Below are 16,138 nucleotides of genomic sequence, written 5' to 3'. Positions count from 1 at the left end.
CACACAATTTAAAATAAAGTAGGGTATTATCCTTTTCTTTAGCAAACATTCAGATAAGACATTATAATATTTCGCCCATTAAAGAGTTTTTAGTTATAGTGTCTAGCGTTGTAAAAACATGAAAATTAAAAAATATAATATTTTCTACACTGATGATGATTTGGATGATAAAGAAATCTTCAAAGAAATCATTAACGAACTCCATCCTGATTTTTCAATTGAGTTTCAAAGTGACGGTGTAGAGTTGCTGAATCGTTTGAATGAAATAGATTCTAAACCCGATATATTGTTTCTTGACCTGAATATGCCTTATTCAGATGGTTTTCAGGTTTTAGTACAAATCAGGCAACAGGCAGATAAGAAAAACTTACCTGTTGTGATTCTTTCAACCTCTAACGATACCGATGCTATTTCAAAAGCAAGAGAGTCTGGAGCAACCTTGTATATATGCAAACCCAACTCTTATGCAAAACTTAAAAATATACTTGCCGAATTATTGAGTCATAACTGGTCGAATGGGTTAGATTCTCAGCATTTCGAAGATTTTGTTTATTGTTAAGCAATGTCTTTTAGCTCAAAAAGTAAAATATAATGTATGAACTCAATAGTGAATATTCTTACTCAACTACGAACTCACACCAGCACGCTTCATTCAGAGTTAGAACAAACGCCCTTATCTCTGGCACTCCTAGATGCAGATGTATCTTCACATAATTATGTAGCTTATCTGCAAAAAATGCGAGGAATTATAGATTTTTATGAGGGTACTGTTTTCCCGGTTTTAAAAAACACCTTAACTGATTTATCGGAAAGGGAAAAACTGGCTGCTATTGACAAAGATTTAGAATATATGTCAGCCGAAAGTAATAATTTACCTGTTTTTGCTAATCCGGTAGCAATCAATCCAACAATTGCTTATGCTTTTGGTTGTATGTATGTTATAGAAGGTTCAACCTTAGGAGGCAAAGTTATTCTGAAACATATTTCTAAAATGCTCGGTATTTTGCCTGACGAAGGAGGTACTTATTTTGCAAGCTACGGCGAACAAACAGGGCATTATTGGAAAACATTTCTGAATAATTTGCAGGAGTATTCGGCCAATAATAATTGCGATGCAGAAATCATAACAGGCGCAAAAGATACTTTTACCGCTATAAAGCACTATTTTGAGCAGTAAGAATGAAACTGAAAGATATAGTAAACAGAGAAATTGTAAACCTCACCAATTGTGAGCAAGAGCCTATTCATGTTCCGGGAAGTATTCAACCGCATGGATTTTTAGTTGCTATAGATAAGGATTTTGTAATAAGGTATACCAGTGCCAATATTAATAATTATACTTCTCTGGAAGTAGAAGAAGTATTACAGAACCCGATTGAATTATTGATAGGAAATGACCAGCTGGCTGAATTTAAGTACTATATCAATCATTTACAAGAAAAACTAACAAGCCCGCATATTGTTAATATTGACAATACACAGTTTCAGTGTGTGATTCATAAAAGTAACGATTTACTTATTTGTGAGTTTGAGCCTGTTTCTGAACAAATTCCAAGAGTATCAACGGTATACGACCAGGCCATTAATTTTGCAAAATACATGGGTCAGGCCATGACACTGCAACAGTTGTGTGATAATGTAGCTACAGAAATTAGAGCACTAACAGGCTACGACCGTGTAATGGTATATCGTTTTGATAAAGAGTATAACGGAGAAATATTTGCCGAAAGTAAAAGCGATGACCACGAGCCTTTTCTTGGCTTGCATTATCCGCATACTGATATTCCGATACAAGCAAGGCAACTTTATATCAAAAATCTTTTAAGGTTGATTGTTGATATTAACTATACGCCTGTACCGATTTTTACTAAAGAGCATGCAACAAATGAGAGCCTTGACCTTAGCCACTCTACTTTAAGAAGTGTTTCTCCGATTCATGTCGAATATCTGAAAAACATGGGCGTAGGCGCTACGCTTACAATCTCGCTTATTCATGAGGGTAAACTTTGGGGCTTAATAGCTTGCCACCATTATTCATATAAATATCTTGACCATTATACCCGTATTGCTGCTCAATTGCAGGGGCATTTTCTTACCTCACAAATACAAGTAAGAGAAATGGCCGAAGAATATATAGTGGCCGCAACAATCAATAAGTCTTTGGAAACACTGCTGAATCAGACTTTCTTGCCTGACAGGGTTTCTTTAAATGATTTAGTACATCAGCCGCAAATATTAGAGATATGCCATGCAGCAGGGGTAGCTGTTATTTTAAACGAGGTAGTTTATAAAGCAGGTAAAACTCCTGAAGATGATAGTATTCTTAAGATTGCGACCTGGGCCAAAGAAAGAGCATCGAAGGGTGTTTATAGTACTTCTAGCTTACCTAAACATTTTCCGGAAGCCGAAGAGTGGTGTAGTACGGCATCGGGTATTTTGTATTATCAGTTAGGCGTTGTTCATAACGAAACCATTATTTGGTTCAGACCTGAAAGCCTTCAAACAATTAACTGGAGCGGAGACCCCGAAAAAGCTATTGTAAAAGATATAAATGGTTTATCGCCTCGGAAATCTTTTGAAAAATACCAGCAGATAGTGAAATGTCAATCGTATGATTGGACGAAAACTGAACTAACGGCAGCATCAACATTCTCTTATTCGCTACAGAAATTTATTACTTTAATATTACTTACCGAAGAAGAGACTCGTCAAAGAGAGTTAACTAAGCAATTGAAGGAATCGAACCTTGAACTGGAAAATATCAGTTGGATAAGTACGCATGACCTTAAAGAACCTTTGAGAAAAATTCAGTTGTTTTCTTCAAGGTTACTCGACTTAGAGAAGAATATATCGCCCGATGTAAGCATTACTTTACAAAAGATGAATGCTTCGGCTAATAGAATGCAAAAGCTTATTTCGGATATAACCAATTATTCGAAAATCAGGCATTCTGAAAACTCTTTTGAGTCAATAGATTTACAGAAACTGATTGATAAAATAACGCAGGAACTAAACGACGAAATAGAAGAAAAAAACGCTGAAGTTACTACCAAAGGTTTATCATCGCTAGAAGGTATCCCGGTTATTGTACATCAACTTTTTAGCAATCTGATAGGCAACTCGCTTAAATTCAGTAAAGCCGATGTGCCGGCTCGCATACATATTGCACAAGAAGCAGAACCACATCGTTCGCCAGAGCCGCATGATACCAAGTTATATACTAAAATAACTATTATTGATAATGGCATAGGCTTCGAAAACGAATTCAACGAAAAGATATTTAAGATATTTACCCGCTTACACGCCTCTGATAAATACCCGGGCACTGGTATAGGGCTAGCCCTAAGCAAGAAAATTATGCAACTGCACAACGGCTACATTTTTGCCGAAGGTAAGAAAAACGAAGGTGCTGTTTTTAGTTTGTATTTTCCGGCGTGATATAAAAGAGCCACACTTCAAAAGCGTGGCTCAAAAACTATTCTTCTTATAAGTTTCTATCAAAAATCTCCATCAACAGGCTCTTTGTTTTTCTTCTTGGCCTGATGCAAACGATAGTTAAATGTTAAGTTTACTTGTCTTAAGCGACCTTGCCCACGGCCTTCGGTAAAGAAGTTTGGCCCTTCGGTAATAGAGCGGTAAATTCTTGAATTGAAAACATCACTTACATTAAGGGTAAGTGTTGCGTTGTTTTTCAGAATATCTCTGCTCACTGCCAAATCCATTACGGCAATGGCCTTACGGCGCCCTTGTGGGGTTTGTTGTGGTGCTTCATAATTGCCCCTAACCTGAAAATCGGTATTTTTCCAGAGTGTAAAGCGTGAGGTTAAGCGTGTAAACCAGCTATAAGTATCACTTTTCAGGCTTGCATCAAAGTTAGAACCATTGATAATAGCACGGAAAAAGTTAAAACTGGCATCTAATTTCCACCATTTATAAGGCGATAAAGCCGTAGTAAGTTCATAACCAAACGAGTTTTCGGTTGCCAGATTTTCTGGGCGGGTGAAAGAGTTACCGTCTGTGTCTACTGTTCTGATACGAACAATTTTACCATCTGTGAATCGATAATACAAACTAGAGCTGATAGAGCCGTTTTCAAAATATTTGATATGACCAGCCTCATATACATCAGTAAATTCGGGGTTCAAATCAGGGTTTCCACTCCAGAAGTTACGGCTATCGCTGAACGTTGAAAAAGGGCTCAAATCATTATAAGTCGGGCGGCGGATACGACGGCTATAGCTGATTTGAATTGAGTTCTGTTTTGGCAATTCATACGTTATATGTGCACTTGGAAACAAGTTGTTATACTTACGAGGGTTCACATCGTTAGTTTTTCTAAGCGTAGTGCTTACGTCAGTCCACTCGGCACGTACACCTAGCTGATATGAAAATTTACTTACTTTATTGCCTAAAATCCCATAGGCTGCATGAATATTTTCTTCGTATAAGAAATCATTAGTAAAGCCTGCAATCGGAAACCATACTCCGTCCTCACCTCTTTGTGTCAACGAGAAATCGTTGGTCATGTCTCTTGAGCTACTTCTGGCACCTAGTTCAAACTTGCCATCTTTACCAAATGGTTGGGTGTAATCTACTTGAAACAACAATTGCTTTTCGGTTTCGTAGTTTACAGAGCGTTGTAGCTGAGGCGGAATATCAGAAGCACTACCATCAGGTCGGAAAGTTGCCTGATTGTAATACTGGTCTGAATCTTCCCAGTTGTCCAGATAACGTACGTCAGCCGAAAGTTCATGGCCTTTTCTTTCAAACTTACGTTTGTATGTAATGGCGTACTCTGAGTTTGGCTCGGTCTCGGTTTCGTCTTGCGTACGGTTAGTGATACCTGTCGGGTTGTTCAGATTATTCAGAAAATCTCGGTATCTGATGTCCGAAAAACGTTTCCCTTTACTGATTCTCCATAAGTAAGAGCCTGTTAATACATTATTTTCGTTAAAAAAATAATCTATCCCTGCTCTTGCGCTATTATTCTGCCCTTTTAAGCTACTGGTTGAGTTTTGTTGTGTAATAATGGTAGAATCGCCTTTATAGACCTCCTGATACTGAGAGTTTCTGCCCGGAGTATTACGATACGAAGCTGTATAATTTACAAAGAAATTAAGGTTTTTACGACGATAGTTAACATTGGCAGCCAAACCAAGGTTAGTTGGGTAGCCTGTGATTACATCAAACGAACCATTAAAGCCTTCTTTACGCTCTTTTTTGAGAATGATGTTGATAACACCGCTCATTCCCTCAGCCTCATAGCGTGCCGATGGATTGGTGATAATTTCGATGCGCTCAATACTGCTTCCTTGCAATTGTTGTAGACCGCTACCGCCTTTGATACTCACAAGCCCAGAGGGTTTGCCATCAACTAAAATCCTCACGTTACTGCTACCTCTTAGGCTCACGTTTCCATCAATATCAACCGATACTGATGGCACATTGGTAAGAATATCAACGGCCGTACCGCCAGCATTAGCCAGGTCTTTGCCTACATTAAACACCCGTTTGTCGAGGCTCATTTCCATTGAGCTTTTTTCGGCTCTCACTTCTACCTCTTCCAATATCTTGCTTGATGCAGCCACTTTTAAGGTGCCTAAATCATAGGGAGCGGTATCTGGCGTTAGCGAGAATGTAAGGCTTTTAGTAGTTTTATAGCCAATAGATTCTAGCAAGGCATAATAGGTGCCGGCAGGAGCATCAATCAAAAAATCTCCGGTTTCGTTTGTTATGTTACCTATAACAAACGAGCTATCGGGTAATTTAAACAGTTTAACACTCGCAAAAGCTAGCGGAGCGCTTGACTGGGCATCTATTATTTTGCCTTTAAGTTTTAATTTTCCGGTATTCTGAGCAACTGCAATGTTGGTAAATACTAAACTAATACTTAAATAAATAATAAATGATAGAACGCTATTTGTTGAAAATAGAGAGGTACTTTTTGTAAAAATTTTCATTTCAAAGGTTAAAATAGAGTATAGGCTGAATATGGGATGGATTAGTTTACTTTATAAGCTACTACTTTGTTTCTCAAAAAAGTAGGCACAATCAATAGTTTTTTGCTTGAAACATACTCAAAATCGGCAGTATTCATCGGTTTATCGATAGTGTCTAGCAATAAGCTAGGTTTGCCTTGAGGGCTTACATGCCATATTCTCCCTCTCCATTCGCTTGTAAAATATCCTTTTTTACCGTCTGACTCAATACCGTCAATACCGCTTTTCTCGTTACCCATTCCTTCTGCAAATTTGCTAAGGTCTTTTGTTTTGGTATCGTAGGCATACAAAATACCTTCGCCGTTGCCAATGAGTAATTTGCCGTTTTCGTAGAATAAACCATTAGGGTTTTTAAGTGGGCTACCTTCAAGTATTTTTTCTAATTTGCCATCTTGCAATTTCCAGACACTATTGGCACGCATATCTGTTACGTACAATGTTTTGTTTTTGTCGTCAATAGTTATGTCATTCAACATTTTGGCATCAGGTACATTATATTTATTTACTACTCTGCCCGTAGCTAAATCAATTTCAACTATTGCAAAGAAACCTGCAGCATAAAGCTTGTTACCAATAATACCCATACCTTTTATGGCATTAAGGCCATTTACAAAGATTCTTTGTTGAATCTTGCCATCTAAGCTTATTTTGGCTATAAAACTTTCCTGATTTTCGGGTACAGATTTGCCATTGATACACGACACATACAACACGTTGTTTTTAGTATCAAACAATACAGACTCTGGCGTGGTAAGAGTGGTGTCAGTTTCCCATACTTGGGTTAATGTAGGCGTTTGAGCCATTGCTGTAATGCTTAGCGCACAACAAAGGCAGAAAGAGGTGAATAAAGTTTTCATAAATAGACAGAGGTTAAATAGACGTTTGAAATTGAGCTGATAAGAACTTGAATATTACGAATTTTTTAGCTGCCAGACAAACAACCTATTAATAAAATAGACTTCCTATTCTTTTAAATCGACCAATCTATCAAGCAGCCCGAAAAGAGAGGCTTATAAACCAAGTAAGTTTTAATTAGATTATTTGAGGGCATCGATAAGCGATAAAGAAACTGATTTTAAACAGTTTGTGCGTTAATTCAAAACTCGCCGATTAGTTTTCATTAAATAAAACAATACCTTTACACATCTATTCTATTGACTTAAGCGCTATGAAAAAACACCTATTCAGTACCTTTACAATTGGCAGTGCTTTTTTTCTGTACACTTTTACAGGTACTGCACAAACTATCTATGTTTCGCTTGTTGGCAACGATAAATATGCTGGAACAAAGCAGAACCCTGTAAAAACCTTTGCAAAAGCGCAAGAATTAGCCCGTAAAACGCCTTCAAGTCAATCGGTAGAAGTGATTTTTGCTGATGGTATTTATTACCTGCCTGAAACGATAAAGTTTACCACCGCCGATAGTAAAACAGCAGGCGCCAAAATTACTTATAAAGCCGAACACGAAGGCAAAGCCGTTATAAGTGGTGGGAGCCTTTTGAAATTAAACTGGCAACCTTGGCAAAGGGGTATTTACAAAGCACGGGTGCCCATACAAGTAGAGATAGATCAACTCTATATAAATGGGAAACGCCAACGGATGGCAAGGTTTCCTAATGCTATTGCTGGTAAGAATGTTTTCGATACCTGGGAGCTTAGTCATAATACAGTGCCTGACACGGCAAGTAATCCTTTAACTCAACAAAGAATTGCGACTTGGAAAGACCCAAAGGGCGGGTACATTCATGCTATGCACAATGCACTATGGGGCGATATGCATTGGCTGATTACAGGCAAAAATACTGATGGTAGTTTGCAATATGAAGGTGGCTGGCAGAATAACCGCCCATCGGCTATGCATCCGCTTTACCAAATGGTAGAGAATATTTTTGAAGAACTGGATACAGCGGGAGAATGGTTTTACAACGCAGACGAGCAAACTATTTATTATATGCCTGCACCCAACATTAACCTTAAAACTGCAAAGGTCGAAATAGTAAGGTTGAGGCACTTAATAGAGCTAAACGGCTCAAAACAAGCGCCAGTTCAGCACGTGAATCTGAGCGGATTTGTGTTTAGGCATACCACTCGCACATTTATGGATAACAAAGAGCCACTATTACGCTCTGACTGGACGGTATATCGGGGTGGGGCCGTTGTATATAATGGCGCAGAAGATTGCAGCATAAGTGATTGTGAATTTGACCAAGTAGGCGGAAATACCATCTTTGTGAATAACTATAATCGGAGAATAAGCATTCGGGGCTGTTATATCCATCATAGTGGAGCAAACGGAATCGCTTTTGTTGGTGATCCTGCTACGGTTCGGAATCCTTTATTCAGATATGGCAATCAGGATTTTAAAGGGCTTGATAGAACTCGAGGTCCGAAAGGCGATAATTTTCCGGAGGATTGTCTGGTAGAAGATTGCCTGATTACCATGACAGGACGTGATGAAAAACAAACGGCGCCTGTTCATATTTCAATGTCGCATAAAATCAGGGTTAATCATTGCTCTATTTATGATGTTCCAAGGGCAGGTATAAATATCAATGAAGGAACCTTCGGTGGGCATATCATCGAAAATAACGATGTATTTAACACTGTGCTTGAAACCGGCGATCATGGTAGCTTTAATTCATGGGGGCGTGACCGCTTCTGGACTCCAGAAATCAACGAGACAGTGCCCGAAGTAGCCAAAGACTCAACTATGCCTTTCTGGGATATGTTAGGGCCTAATATTCTGCGCAACAACCGCTGGCGTTGTGACCACGGGTGGGACATTGACCTTGACGACGGCTCAACACAATATAGAATCTATGATAATCTGTTGCTGAGAGGGGGGCTGAAAATGCGTGAGGGATACGATAGAATTGCTACTAACAATATTATTATCAATAATAGTTTACATCCGCATGTGTGGTATCAGAATAGTGGCGATGTATTCAAAAATAATATTGTATTTATGGCTTATCGCCCAGCTTTGATGAACAAATCTATTGCAGAAGATGGAAAGTGGGGTAAAGAATTAGACTATAATTTCTTCGTTTCTGACAGTGAAAACCGGAGCCGATATGCTATCAACGGTTCTGATATGCATTCGCTTAATGGCAACCCACTATTTGTTGATGCTCCAAAAGGAGATTTCAGCGTAGAACCCCATTCTCTGGTATTGAAGTTAGGATTTAAGAATTTCTCACTGACAAACTTTGGTGTTACTAAGGCAGCTTTAAAAGCTATTGCCAAAACTCCCGAGATTCCGGACATAAATATTCAAGACGAGTTTATCAGCCAAAAAGTAGGAAGCACTTACCAATGGCTGGGTGCTACCTTAAAAGAACCTAAAGGAGAAGAGTTGTCTGCCTATGGCGTGGGGTATGATGAAATTGGGGTGGCTTTAACCAATATTAGCAATAATCAACTAGCATTAAAAATTGGGTTTTTGAATGGTGATTTGATTCAAACTGTCGGTGAGCAGAAAATTAGTAATATTCAACACCTGAAAGAGTATCTTGCTAAGAATGTATCTACAAGAGCACATACTTTTTTTATAATACGTAATCAGGCTAAGGTTAAAATCAATGTTAATCAAGCATTACCCTTAGTTTCTATTAAGGAATAGTTTTTCTGATTTTTACTGTTGTAACAATTGCTAAATAAGTGCGAACCAGATTTTGCAATGCATTGTGTTGTTTTAGTACATTCCACAATCTGAGTATGTTCTTTCTCAATATTCTGTATTTACACTTTATGGCATGGTATTTTTAACTTATGCTACATAAAACATGACACACAATGAAAGAACAAGATACTAGCTTTTATAACCAAGGTGGTGAGAAAGCAACTGAAACAAACAAATCACAACCAGAGAAAACATGGGATGGCCCAATGTTAGAACCAGAACGTACAGCCGAGAAAGAACAAGAGGTAATAAATGAGCGTTTGGCTGATATAGATGATAGAGGAGAAGGCTCAGATAGCCCGCCATTAAGAAGCGAACTGAACCCGCCAACTGCGCCGGATATTGTTCCGGATCAATCACCTGATGAAGTCAATTATCCGGGTAAGAAAGAACATCCTCAGGTTGAGCAACCTAAATATTATGGTTCATCGATAAGCTCTTCATCATCAATTGGTAACGAAGATGATAGAGAAGAGAAGGGTGAAGAAGCACAAGAGATTCAGCAAAAGGAAGAGGAAGAGCGCCAAGAAAAAATAAAAGAGAAAGAAGCTGATTTGAGAGAAGCACGCGAAGGCCGTGAAGAAAGTATCCGAAAATCGGAGGAGGGAAATGTTACTGATAACAGAGGATACAACGAAATCCGTGAAAATTCTCCTGTCGGTAGCGATAGAGACAAAGAATTTCTGAATTAGATAAATAGTGTGAATTTAGATATGGAAGGAGTGGTTAAGCCCTGCGATTGAATTTTCAATTTCAGGGCTTTTCTGTTTTTAGTTGTATATTTGAGCAAAATCTTCATATGCAAAAACTTCTATTTTTACTTTCAGGCTTTATAATTACGAGTTGCAGCGTGATACGGCCAACTCCTAAAACAGCTTTGGTCGATGGCTTATATCTACAAAAAATAGATAATCTAGCCAGAAAAGTATATGTTGATATAGAAGAAGATGTTTTGCGTATTCATTCTACAAAGTTGTCGAGCGGTAAGCTAAATATTGATACTTTAAGAATAATAGATTTGTATCCCGAACAAATAAAGGATAAAAGTATGGAGAAGAGTTTTTTCTCTAAACATAGCTTCGACGTTGACTTCCTGACAATCCCGTTGAAATATCGTTTTGCCCGCCATGATGTGCCTCCACAGTTGAATACAACTTTAAATGGTGCCGTTTATGTGGGTTATAGAATAGACAAATATGTAGTAAGCTACAAGCCCGACTTCCTTAATCGCTCGGTGCGTAGCCTTACACATTATGGGTTTTCATGGGGTATATTCAATGGTTTGGGTAGTACCGATATGAACTCTACAAATACTTTCAATCGTGTTAGTCAAGAATACGATGGAGTGGTATGGAACAAAGGGATTGCCGGAATTCTGGCTATTAATAATTTTACTTTGGGTATATCTGTGGGGATAGATAACCTTTTGGATAAAAACAAAAAGGTTTGGATTTATGAGTCCAAACCTTGGTTAGGTATAGCTTTTGGTCTTAATCTGAATTAGCCTTTGCGCTACTGCCCGAATATCTCAGCCGAAAGTTTAGCATCAAGTCCATACAAATCATTTCTGAAGTTTATTTCACCTTTGCTGTCAACCCAAGCTGTAAAATACACAATATAAACAGCTAGGGGAGGGCTTATTTTTATGAATTTTTCATTATCGGTTTTTAACAATTCATCTACTTTGTCGGGTGTCCATTCTGCATTATTTCTGAGCAGGTAAAGTGCTAACTTTTTAGGGTCTGATAAACGAATACAGCCGTGACTAAAAGCCCTTTTTGAATCGGCAAAATGCCCTTTAGATGGGGTATCGTGCAGATAAATATTAAAACTATTAGGAAACAAAAACTTCATTTTGCCTAGCGAATTGTTTCTACCCGGCCTTTGTCTGATTGTATAAGGTACATTTTTACTATAAGCACCCCAATCTACACTTGATGGGTCGATAACTTTATTGCCCGATAATACTTCCATATTATTACGACTCAGATACCCCGTTCCACGTTTAAGTTGCGGTAATATCTCGTTACGTATAATACTTGGTGGTATGTTCCAGTATGGGTTCAGCACTAGCTGCGAGAGGTTACCTTTAAATATGGTTGTTTGTGAGGCTGTTTTACCCACCACTACATTCATAGCCCATACCTGCTTGCCGTTTTCAAAAACGTGTAATATGTATTCAGGAACGTTAATCAGCAAATGGTCTTTTTCCAGTTCTTCCGGTACCCATCTTAGGCGTTCCATATTCAACATAATCTGTTTTATACGGTATTCAACCGGCTGATTCATCTCTTTTAGCGTTGCTACATCAATGCTGCCATTATCTTTTAAGCCCATACGTCGCTGAAAACGCATTACAGCGCTTTTTAATGAGTCAGTAAAGGTCATGCTTGTATCTCGCAGCTTGAAATCGCCTGTTAAAAACAGGTTTTGCTTGGCTAATAAAATACTTGAATCTCTATCGCCAACAGCCAACTGTTTCTTAGCCGTAATAATTTTTGGCCAGCCTCCCTTTTTTTCAATATTTCTATAAATCCTAAGTTTATCTTTCAGGCGTATATAGTACTGATTTACGGGCTCTCGTACCTTTTCACCTTTATCCAGAGATACGAGTGAATCTAGTAATGATTGATAATTTTTCTTTTTACGAGGAATAAACCACTCTAAATCGAGCGGATTTTTAGTAATGCCGCCATAAGCCTTTATAGCATAATTAAAGAAAGTAGTAGTGAGTAAAAGTTCTAGGCGTTGAACCTCAACATTCCTTTTCATAAAGTCCTTCTCATCGTTTTCGGCGCTGGCGAGCAGGTTATCCATCTCAACATTTCTCAGGCTGCTGTCAGCAAAGTCATATTCGTAGTTTTTTAGCTGACTATAAAAATTTTGTGCTGCATGGTTCATGCCGTTTTTATTAAACCAGGCCGATTGATAAGCCCGCCGTGCATAAAACTCTTTCACTTCTTGTTTCACTGTATCTTCGGCACTAAAACTTCCGAAAAAATTATTGACAAGTGTACTATCTAGCATTATGTCAGTAAAATTCTCAGACGAATAAATACTCGAGTCAGGCAGGGTACTTCTACGTGATTTTTTCTTTTTATTGCAGCCGATTATACATACGGCTAGCGTTAAAATAATGCAGGCAACAGCGACAAACTTTTTACTTTTTAGCATAAGCTATGTGTGGATTTTCTCTATGTATATATAATAAACTGCCATCGGCAATTACAGGTACAACTTGCGGTATCAGTTCGTTTGGTAAAGCAGGACAACCAAAGCTGCGGCCTAATCTACCAAATTTTTTTATAAACTCGGTGCTTACATAATTTGCCCCATGAATAATAATTTCACGGCGGCGGGCATTATCATTAATGCCTTTTTGCAAACCTGCCAGTAACAAAGCCATGCCATGTTTAGGGCTTTGGATTATCTGGCCAACAGTGTAAAAACCCAGACTACTCTGATGCGATTCCATGGTGTTTGAAAAATAATTGGCCATGTTATCACCCGATTTCTGCCCATGCGCCACTAACGACGAGAACAAAAGTTTTTTCTGAAGTATATCTATCACAAAAAACCTTTCTTGGGTTGATGGTAAATTGAAATCAACTATTGTAAGAATCGATTTCTTGGGCTGATATTTTTCGTAGCCTTCCATCGATTTCCGGAAGGTTTCAAAATTTACTACACCACTCAGTTGGCAATCGTTATAGAGTGTCTGCACGGCACTATTCATAGAAACTATATTCTTGCCTGCGATGTTTTCGTGATTTGCTTTTTTTGAAATAATTGTACTTGTTGAGGGTAGTGCAAAGCTTAGGGCAATCAGGAAATAAATCTGCTGAAAGAAATTGAACATAATGTAATAATTAGGTTAATAATTAATTAATCCAGATTCTTTAACGCCTTGTTCGGTACAAACATTTTATCAAAAGTAATTTATTTGCTTTGGGTAATGTGTTAGTTTTGATAAAACCAGAAAAGTGTAATGAACCTAATGAGCATTATTGAACGGAGTAAGAAAAACAGCCACATTTTTAAAACAGTTCCACGCTCTATAGTGCTTTCTAAAACCAAATCTATATACGAATATAGTCTTTTTTGCCATTTTTCCTTTCTATTTCCTTGTCATTTTAGCTAATAAATGACTTTAGAGGGCAATTAACATGGATAAAACAAAATTGCCTCTATAACGCACGTATACAGGCAATTTTCTATTAAAAATATCTGAATCAAATATTACAAACCATTATAATAAACAAATATTCTAGCCAAATCGCTTTCTGTTTTCGGGTTTAGTTTTTCGGCTTTTATGTACTCTTCAATCTCAGAAGCTTTGTCAGATAATACCTGAATAACCGACTTTTTATCGTTCTTTATTTTAGTAAGTTTACTTAGCTCACCTACATAATAAGTGTTGTTGTTTAATACGTTTCTTTGTACAGTAGCAGAGCCATAAGGTTTTTCATCAATCAGGGTTTTATGATTTTTTTTCCACAGAGGAGTCTTGCCATTTACCAGGTTTTCGTAGAAAATTCCATCAGCACCTTTGGCAAACGTATGTTGTTTTGCTCCTTCACCAATAATAAAAGAAAGTATAGGCTGATTAAACGCTTTCACTTCACCTTTTGAATCTTTAAAGAGTATTTGATTAGCTACCTGATCGAACATCAGTTCAATGCCTTCAAATTTTTGCCCTGATGCCATCGTAACACTTCCTTTCTCCCAAGTTTCGAGCAAGTATGGCGAGCCTTTTATGTTTACATAGTTCTGGCTACCCATTGGTGGGCCTCCTATCTGGTCGCTTGGTAATGATAATTGGGCTTGCGCCGAAGCCCATGTCATACAACCGGCAATAAAGATTTTTGCAGAGAATTTCATAGTTTTTTTCATAAAGTTAATACTAGAATTAGGTTTAATAGTTAAACATACGCTAAACAAAATGGGTTGCCTTGTATAAAAAGACAACCCATTAAATAAATTAAAGAACTAAGCGTTATTAGTTACCAATACCAGGGTTGGTTTGGGTTTCTGATAACGGAATTCCAAAGATATATCTTGTTTCTGTTGGTTGAATCAACGCACCAGCACCAAAAGAGTTGATAGGTTCTGCTCTTCTAACGATGTCGTTTGTTCTGAAACCTTCAGCAAATAATTCAATACGTCTTTCAGTTAAGATAGCTTTTATTAAACCTGCTTTGTCAAGCGTACCGAAATCGTAACCAGCATCAGAACGGCGGTGAACAGCGTTCAGGATTGCTAGTGCACGGTCTTGGCTACCAGCCTCAGCCTCAGCCTCAGCAAGGTTCAACAATACCTCAGCATAACGAATGTTTGGTACGAAATCGATATAAGGAGATACCCCACTGAATTTAGTGCTTGATGGGAATGCAGCTACTGCAGTACTAGCAACCATCAATTTAGCCTTACGATCATCAGTAGCTCTGAATTGAGGGTTCGAGTAAATACCAGTAGGGCCAGTGTTAATGAAGTATTCTACGTTACCGGCGTTGAAATAATAACCTAACTGATTTTGAGTACCAGGGGCATTTGTTTCAGCCATTGGGAATGAAAGAATAGATTCAGAAGTTGTATAAGGAGCTCTGAATACAGAAACTACATCTGCTTGAAGCTCATGAGCTACTCTGTTTGGCGATTTGAATGGAGCACTAGCAGAAACAATTTTGTTTGCTTCTGAAATTACGCCAGCATAATCTTTTTTCGCTAACAATACACGGGTTTTTAAAGCAATTGCCGTGTTTTTGTGGGCTCTTGTAGTACGTAATAATGGAGTACCATAAGTATCAGGCAAACCAGCCTCAGCTTCGTTCAAGTCTTTTAATACTTGTTCGTATACCTGAGCTACTGTGCTTCTTGGCAAGCTATTGTTTGCCGAAGTAGTTTCTCCTTTTAATCTTAATGGTAAACCCGGAGACGCACCATTATCTAGTGCATAAGGTTTTGCAAAGAATTGTACAAGAGAGAAGTAGGTAAGTGCTCTCAAGAATTTAGCTTCACCAGCGTAGCTAGCAGCTTGAGTTGCGCTAACTGCATTTGGATTAGCGGCTAAGCCCTCAAGAAACAAGTTGATTCTGTTGATAGTTAAATAGCCTTGATTCCAGAAACCTGCAATGTATGTATCTGATGGGTCTTGGTTACCTTGGTATGTAGAATAACCTGTTACCGAGTTAGTGGTACGGTTAACAAACTCTTCTGCACGGATATCGTTGTAAATCAAATAACGACCACCGAAAAGTGAACCAGCTTTAGCAGATCCATATAAACCAATTACTTGCGACTCAACACGAGCCGGAGTTGAGAATACAGTAGCATCTGACAGGTCAAGTTCTGGAATAGCTTGCAAGAAATCTTCTTTGCAAGAAGAAAGACTCATCGTCAGGGCTAGTGATAGAATTCCTATTTTTTTAGTTAATATTTTCATAAATTCAATGTCTTT

General features: G+C 38.1%; 12 protein-coding genes. 6 read left to right on the top strand and 6 right to left on the bottom strand.

Annotated features, from left to right (window positions below):
- Positions 1-118 precede the first annotated feature (118 nt).
- From WAE64_RS05985 to WAE64_RS05975, 3 genes are read left to right on the top strand one after another with little or no spacing between them, the layout of a single operon-like run.
- A complete protein-coding gene (locus tag WAE64_RS05985) occupies positions 119-559 on the top strand; it encodes a response regulator (protein WP_340235333.1) in 441 nt (146 codons plus the stop codon).
- A 36-nt stretch (positions 560-595) separates the two neighbouring features.
- Entirely contained in the window at positions 596-1,177 is a 582-nt protein-coding gene (locus WAE64_RS05980; RefSeq protein ID WP_340235332.1) for a biliverdin-producing heme oxygenase, read from the top strand.
- A gap of 2 nt (positions 1,178-1,179) precedes the next feature.
- The gene (locus tag WAE64_RS05975; RefSeq protein ID WP_340235331.1) at positions 1,180-3,438 is read left to right on the top strand and encodes an ATP-binding protein; all 2,259 of its coding nucleotides are present in this window, start codon (positions 1,180-1,182) and stop codon (positions 3,436-3,438) included.
- A gap of 59 nt (positions 3,439-3,497) precedes the next feature.
- Here the strand turns inward: WAE64_RS05975 and WAE64_RS05970 are convergent, their stop codons facing one another.
- Both WAE64_RS05970 and WAE64_RS05965 read right to left on the bottom strand, forming a co-directional pair.
- Positions 3,498-5,960, bottom strand: a complete 2,463-nt coding sequence (locus WAE64_RS05970; RefSeq protein WP_340235330.1) for a TonB-dependent receptor — start codon at positions 5,958-5,960, stop codon at positions 3,498-3,500.
- 41 nt (positions 5,961-6,001) lie between these two features.
- On the bottom strand, positions 6,002-6,856 hold the full coding sequence (locus tag WAE64_RS05965) for an SMP-30/gluconolactonase/LRE family protein (RefSeq protein ID WP_340235329.1): 855 nt from the start codon (positions 6,854-6,856) through the stop codon (positions 6,002-6,004).
- 311 nt (positions 6,857-7,167) lie between these two features.
- Between WAE64_RS05965 and WAE64_RS05960 the strand changes: the two genes are divergently transcribed.
- From WAE64_RS05960 to WAE64_RS05950, 3 genes are all read left to right on the top strand, one after another.
- Positions 7,168-9,621, top strand: a complete 2,454-nt coding sequence (locus tag WAE64_RS05960) for a right-handed parallel beta-helix repeat-containing protein (protein ID WP_340235328.1) — start codon at positions 7,168-7,170, stop codon at positions 9,619-9,621.
- 173 nt (positions 9,622-9,794) lie between these two features.
- Entirely contained in the window at positions 9,795-10,373 is a 579-nt protein-coding gene (locus WAE64_RS05955; protein WP_340235327.1) for a hypothetical protein, read from the top strand.
- A gap of 107 nt (positions 10,374-10,480) precedes the next feature.
- Positions 10,481-11,185 carry a hypothetical protein gene (locus tag WAE64_RS05950; protein WP_340235326.1) on the top strand — a complete coding sequence of 235 codons (705 nt, stop codon included), beginning with the start codon at positions 10,481-10,483 and terminating at the stop codon, positions 11,183-11,185.
- Between the two features lie 8 nt (positions 11,186-11,193).
- Here WAE64_RS05950 and WAE64_RS05945 read toward each other — a convergent pair whose 3' ends face one another.
- From WAE64_RS05945 to WAE64_RS05930, 4 genes are all read right to left on the bottom strand, one after another.
- Positions 11,194-12,855 (bottom strand): L,D-transpeptidase family protein, encoded by a 1,662-nt coding sequence (locus tag WAE64_RS05945; RefSeq protein WP_340235325.1) that lies wholly within the window; start codon positions 12,853-12,855, stop codon positions 11,194-11,196.
- Complete coding sequence (locus WAE64_RS05940; protein WP_340235324.1) at positions 12,842-13,540, bottom strand: murein L,D-transpeptidase catalytic domain family protein; 699 nt, start codon at positions 13,538-13,540, stop codon at positions 12,842-12,844. Before WAE64_RS05940 ends, WAE64_RS05945 begins: the two co-directional genes overlap by 14 nt.
- Before the next feature lie 380 nt (positions 13,541-13,920).
- Entirely contained in the window at positions 13,921-14,562 is a 642-nt protein-coding gene (locus WAE64_RS05935) for a hypothetical protein (RefSeq protein ID WP_340235323.1), read from the bottom strand.
- 118 nt (positions 14,563-14,680) lie between these two features.
- Entirely contained in the window at positions 14,681-16,123 is a 1,443-nt protein-coding gene (locus WAE64_RS05930; RefSeq protein ID WP_340235322.1) for a RagB/SusD family nutrient uptake outer membrane protein, read from the bottom strand.
- Positions 16,124-16,138 lie beyond the last annotated feature (15 nt).

The sequence above is a fragment of the Emticicia soli genome, from assembly GCF_037860775.1.
Lineage (GTDB): Bacteria > Bacteroidota > Bacteroidia > Cytophagales > Spirosomataceae > Emticicia > Emticicia soli.
The sequence above is the reverse complement of the archived record's forward strand: the minus strand, read 5'-3'. Positions and strand labels throughout refer to the sequence as shown.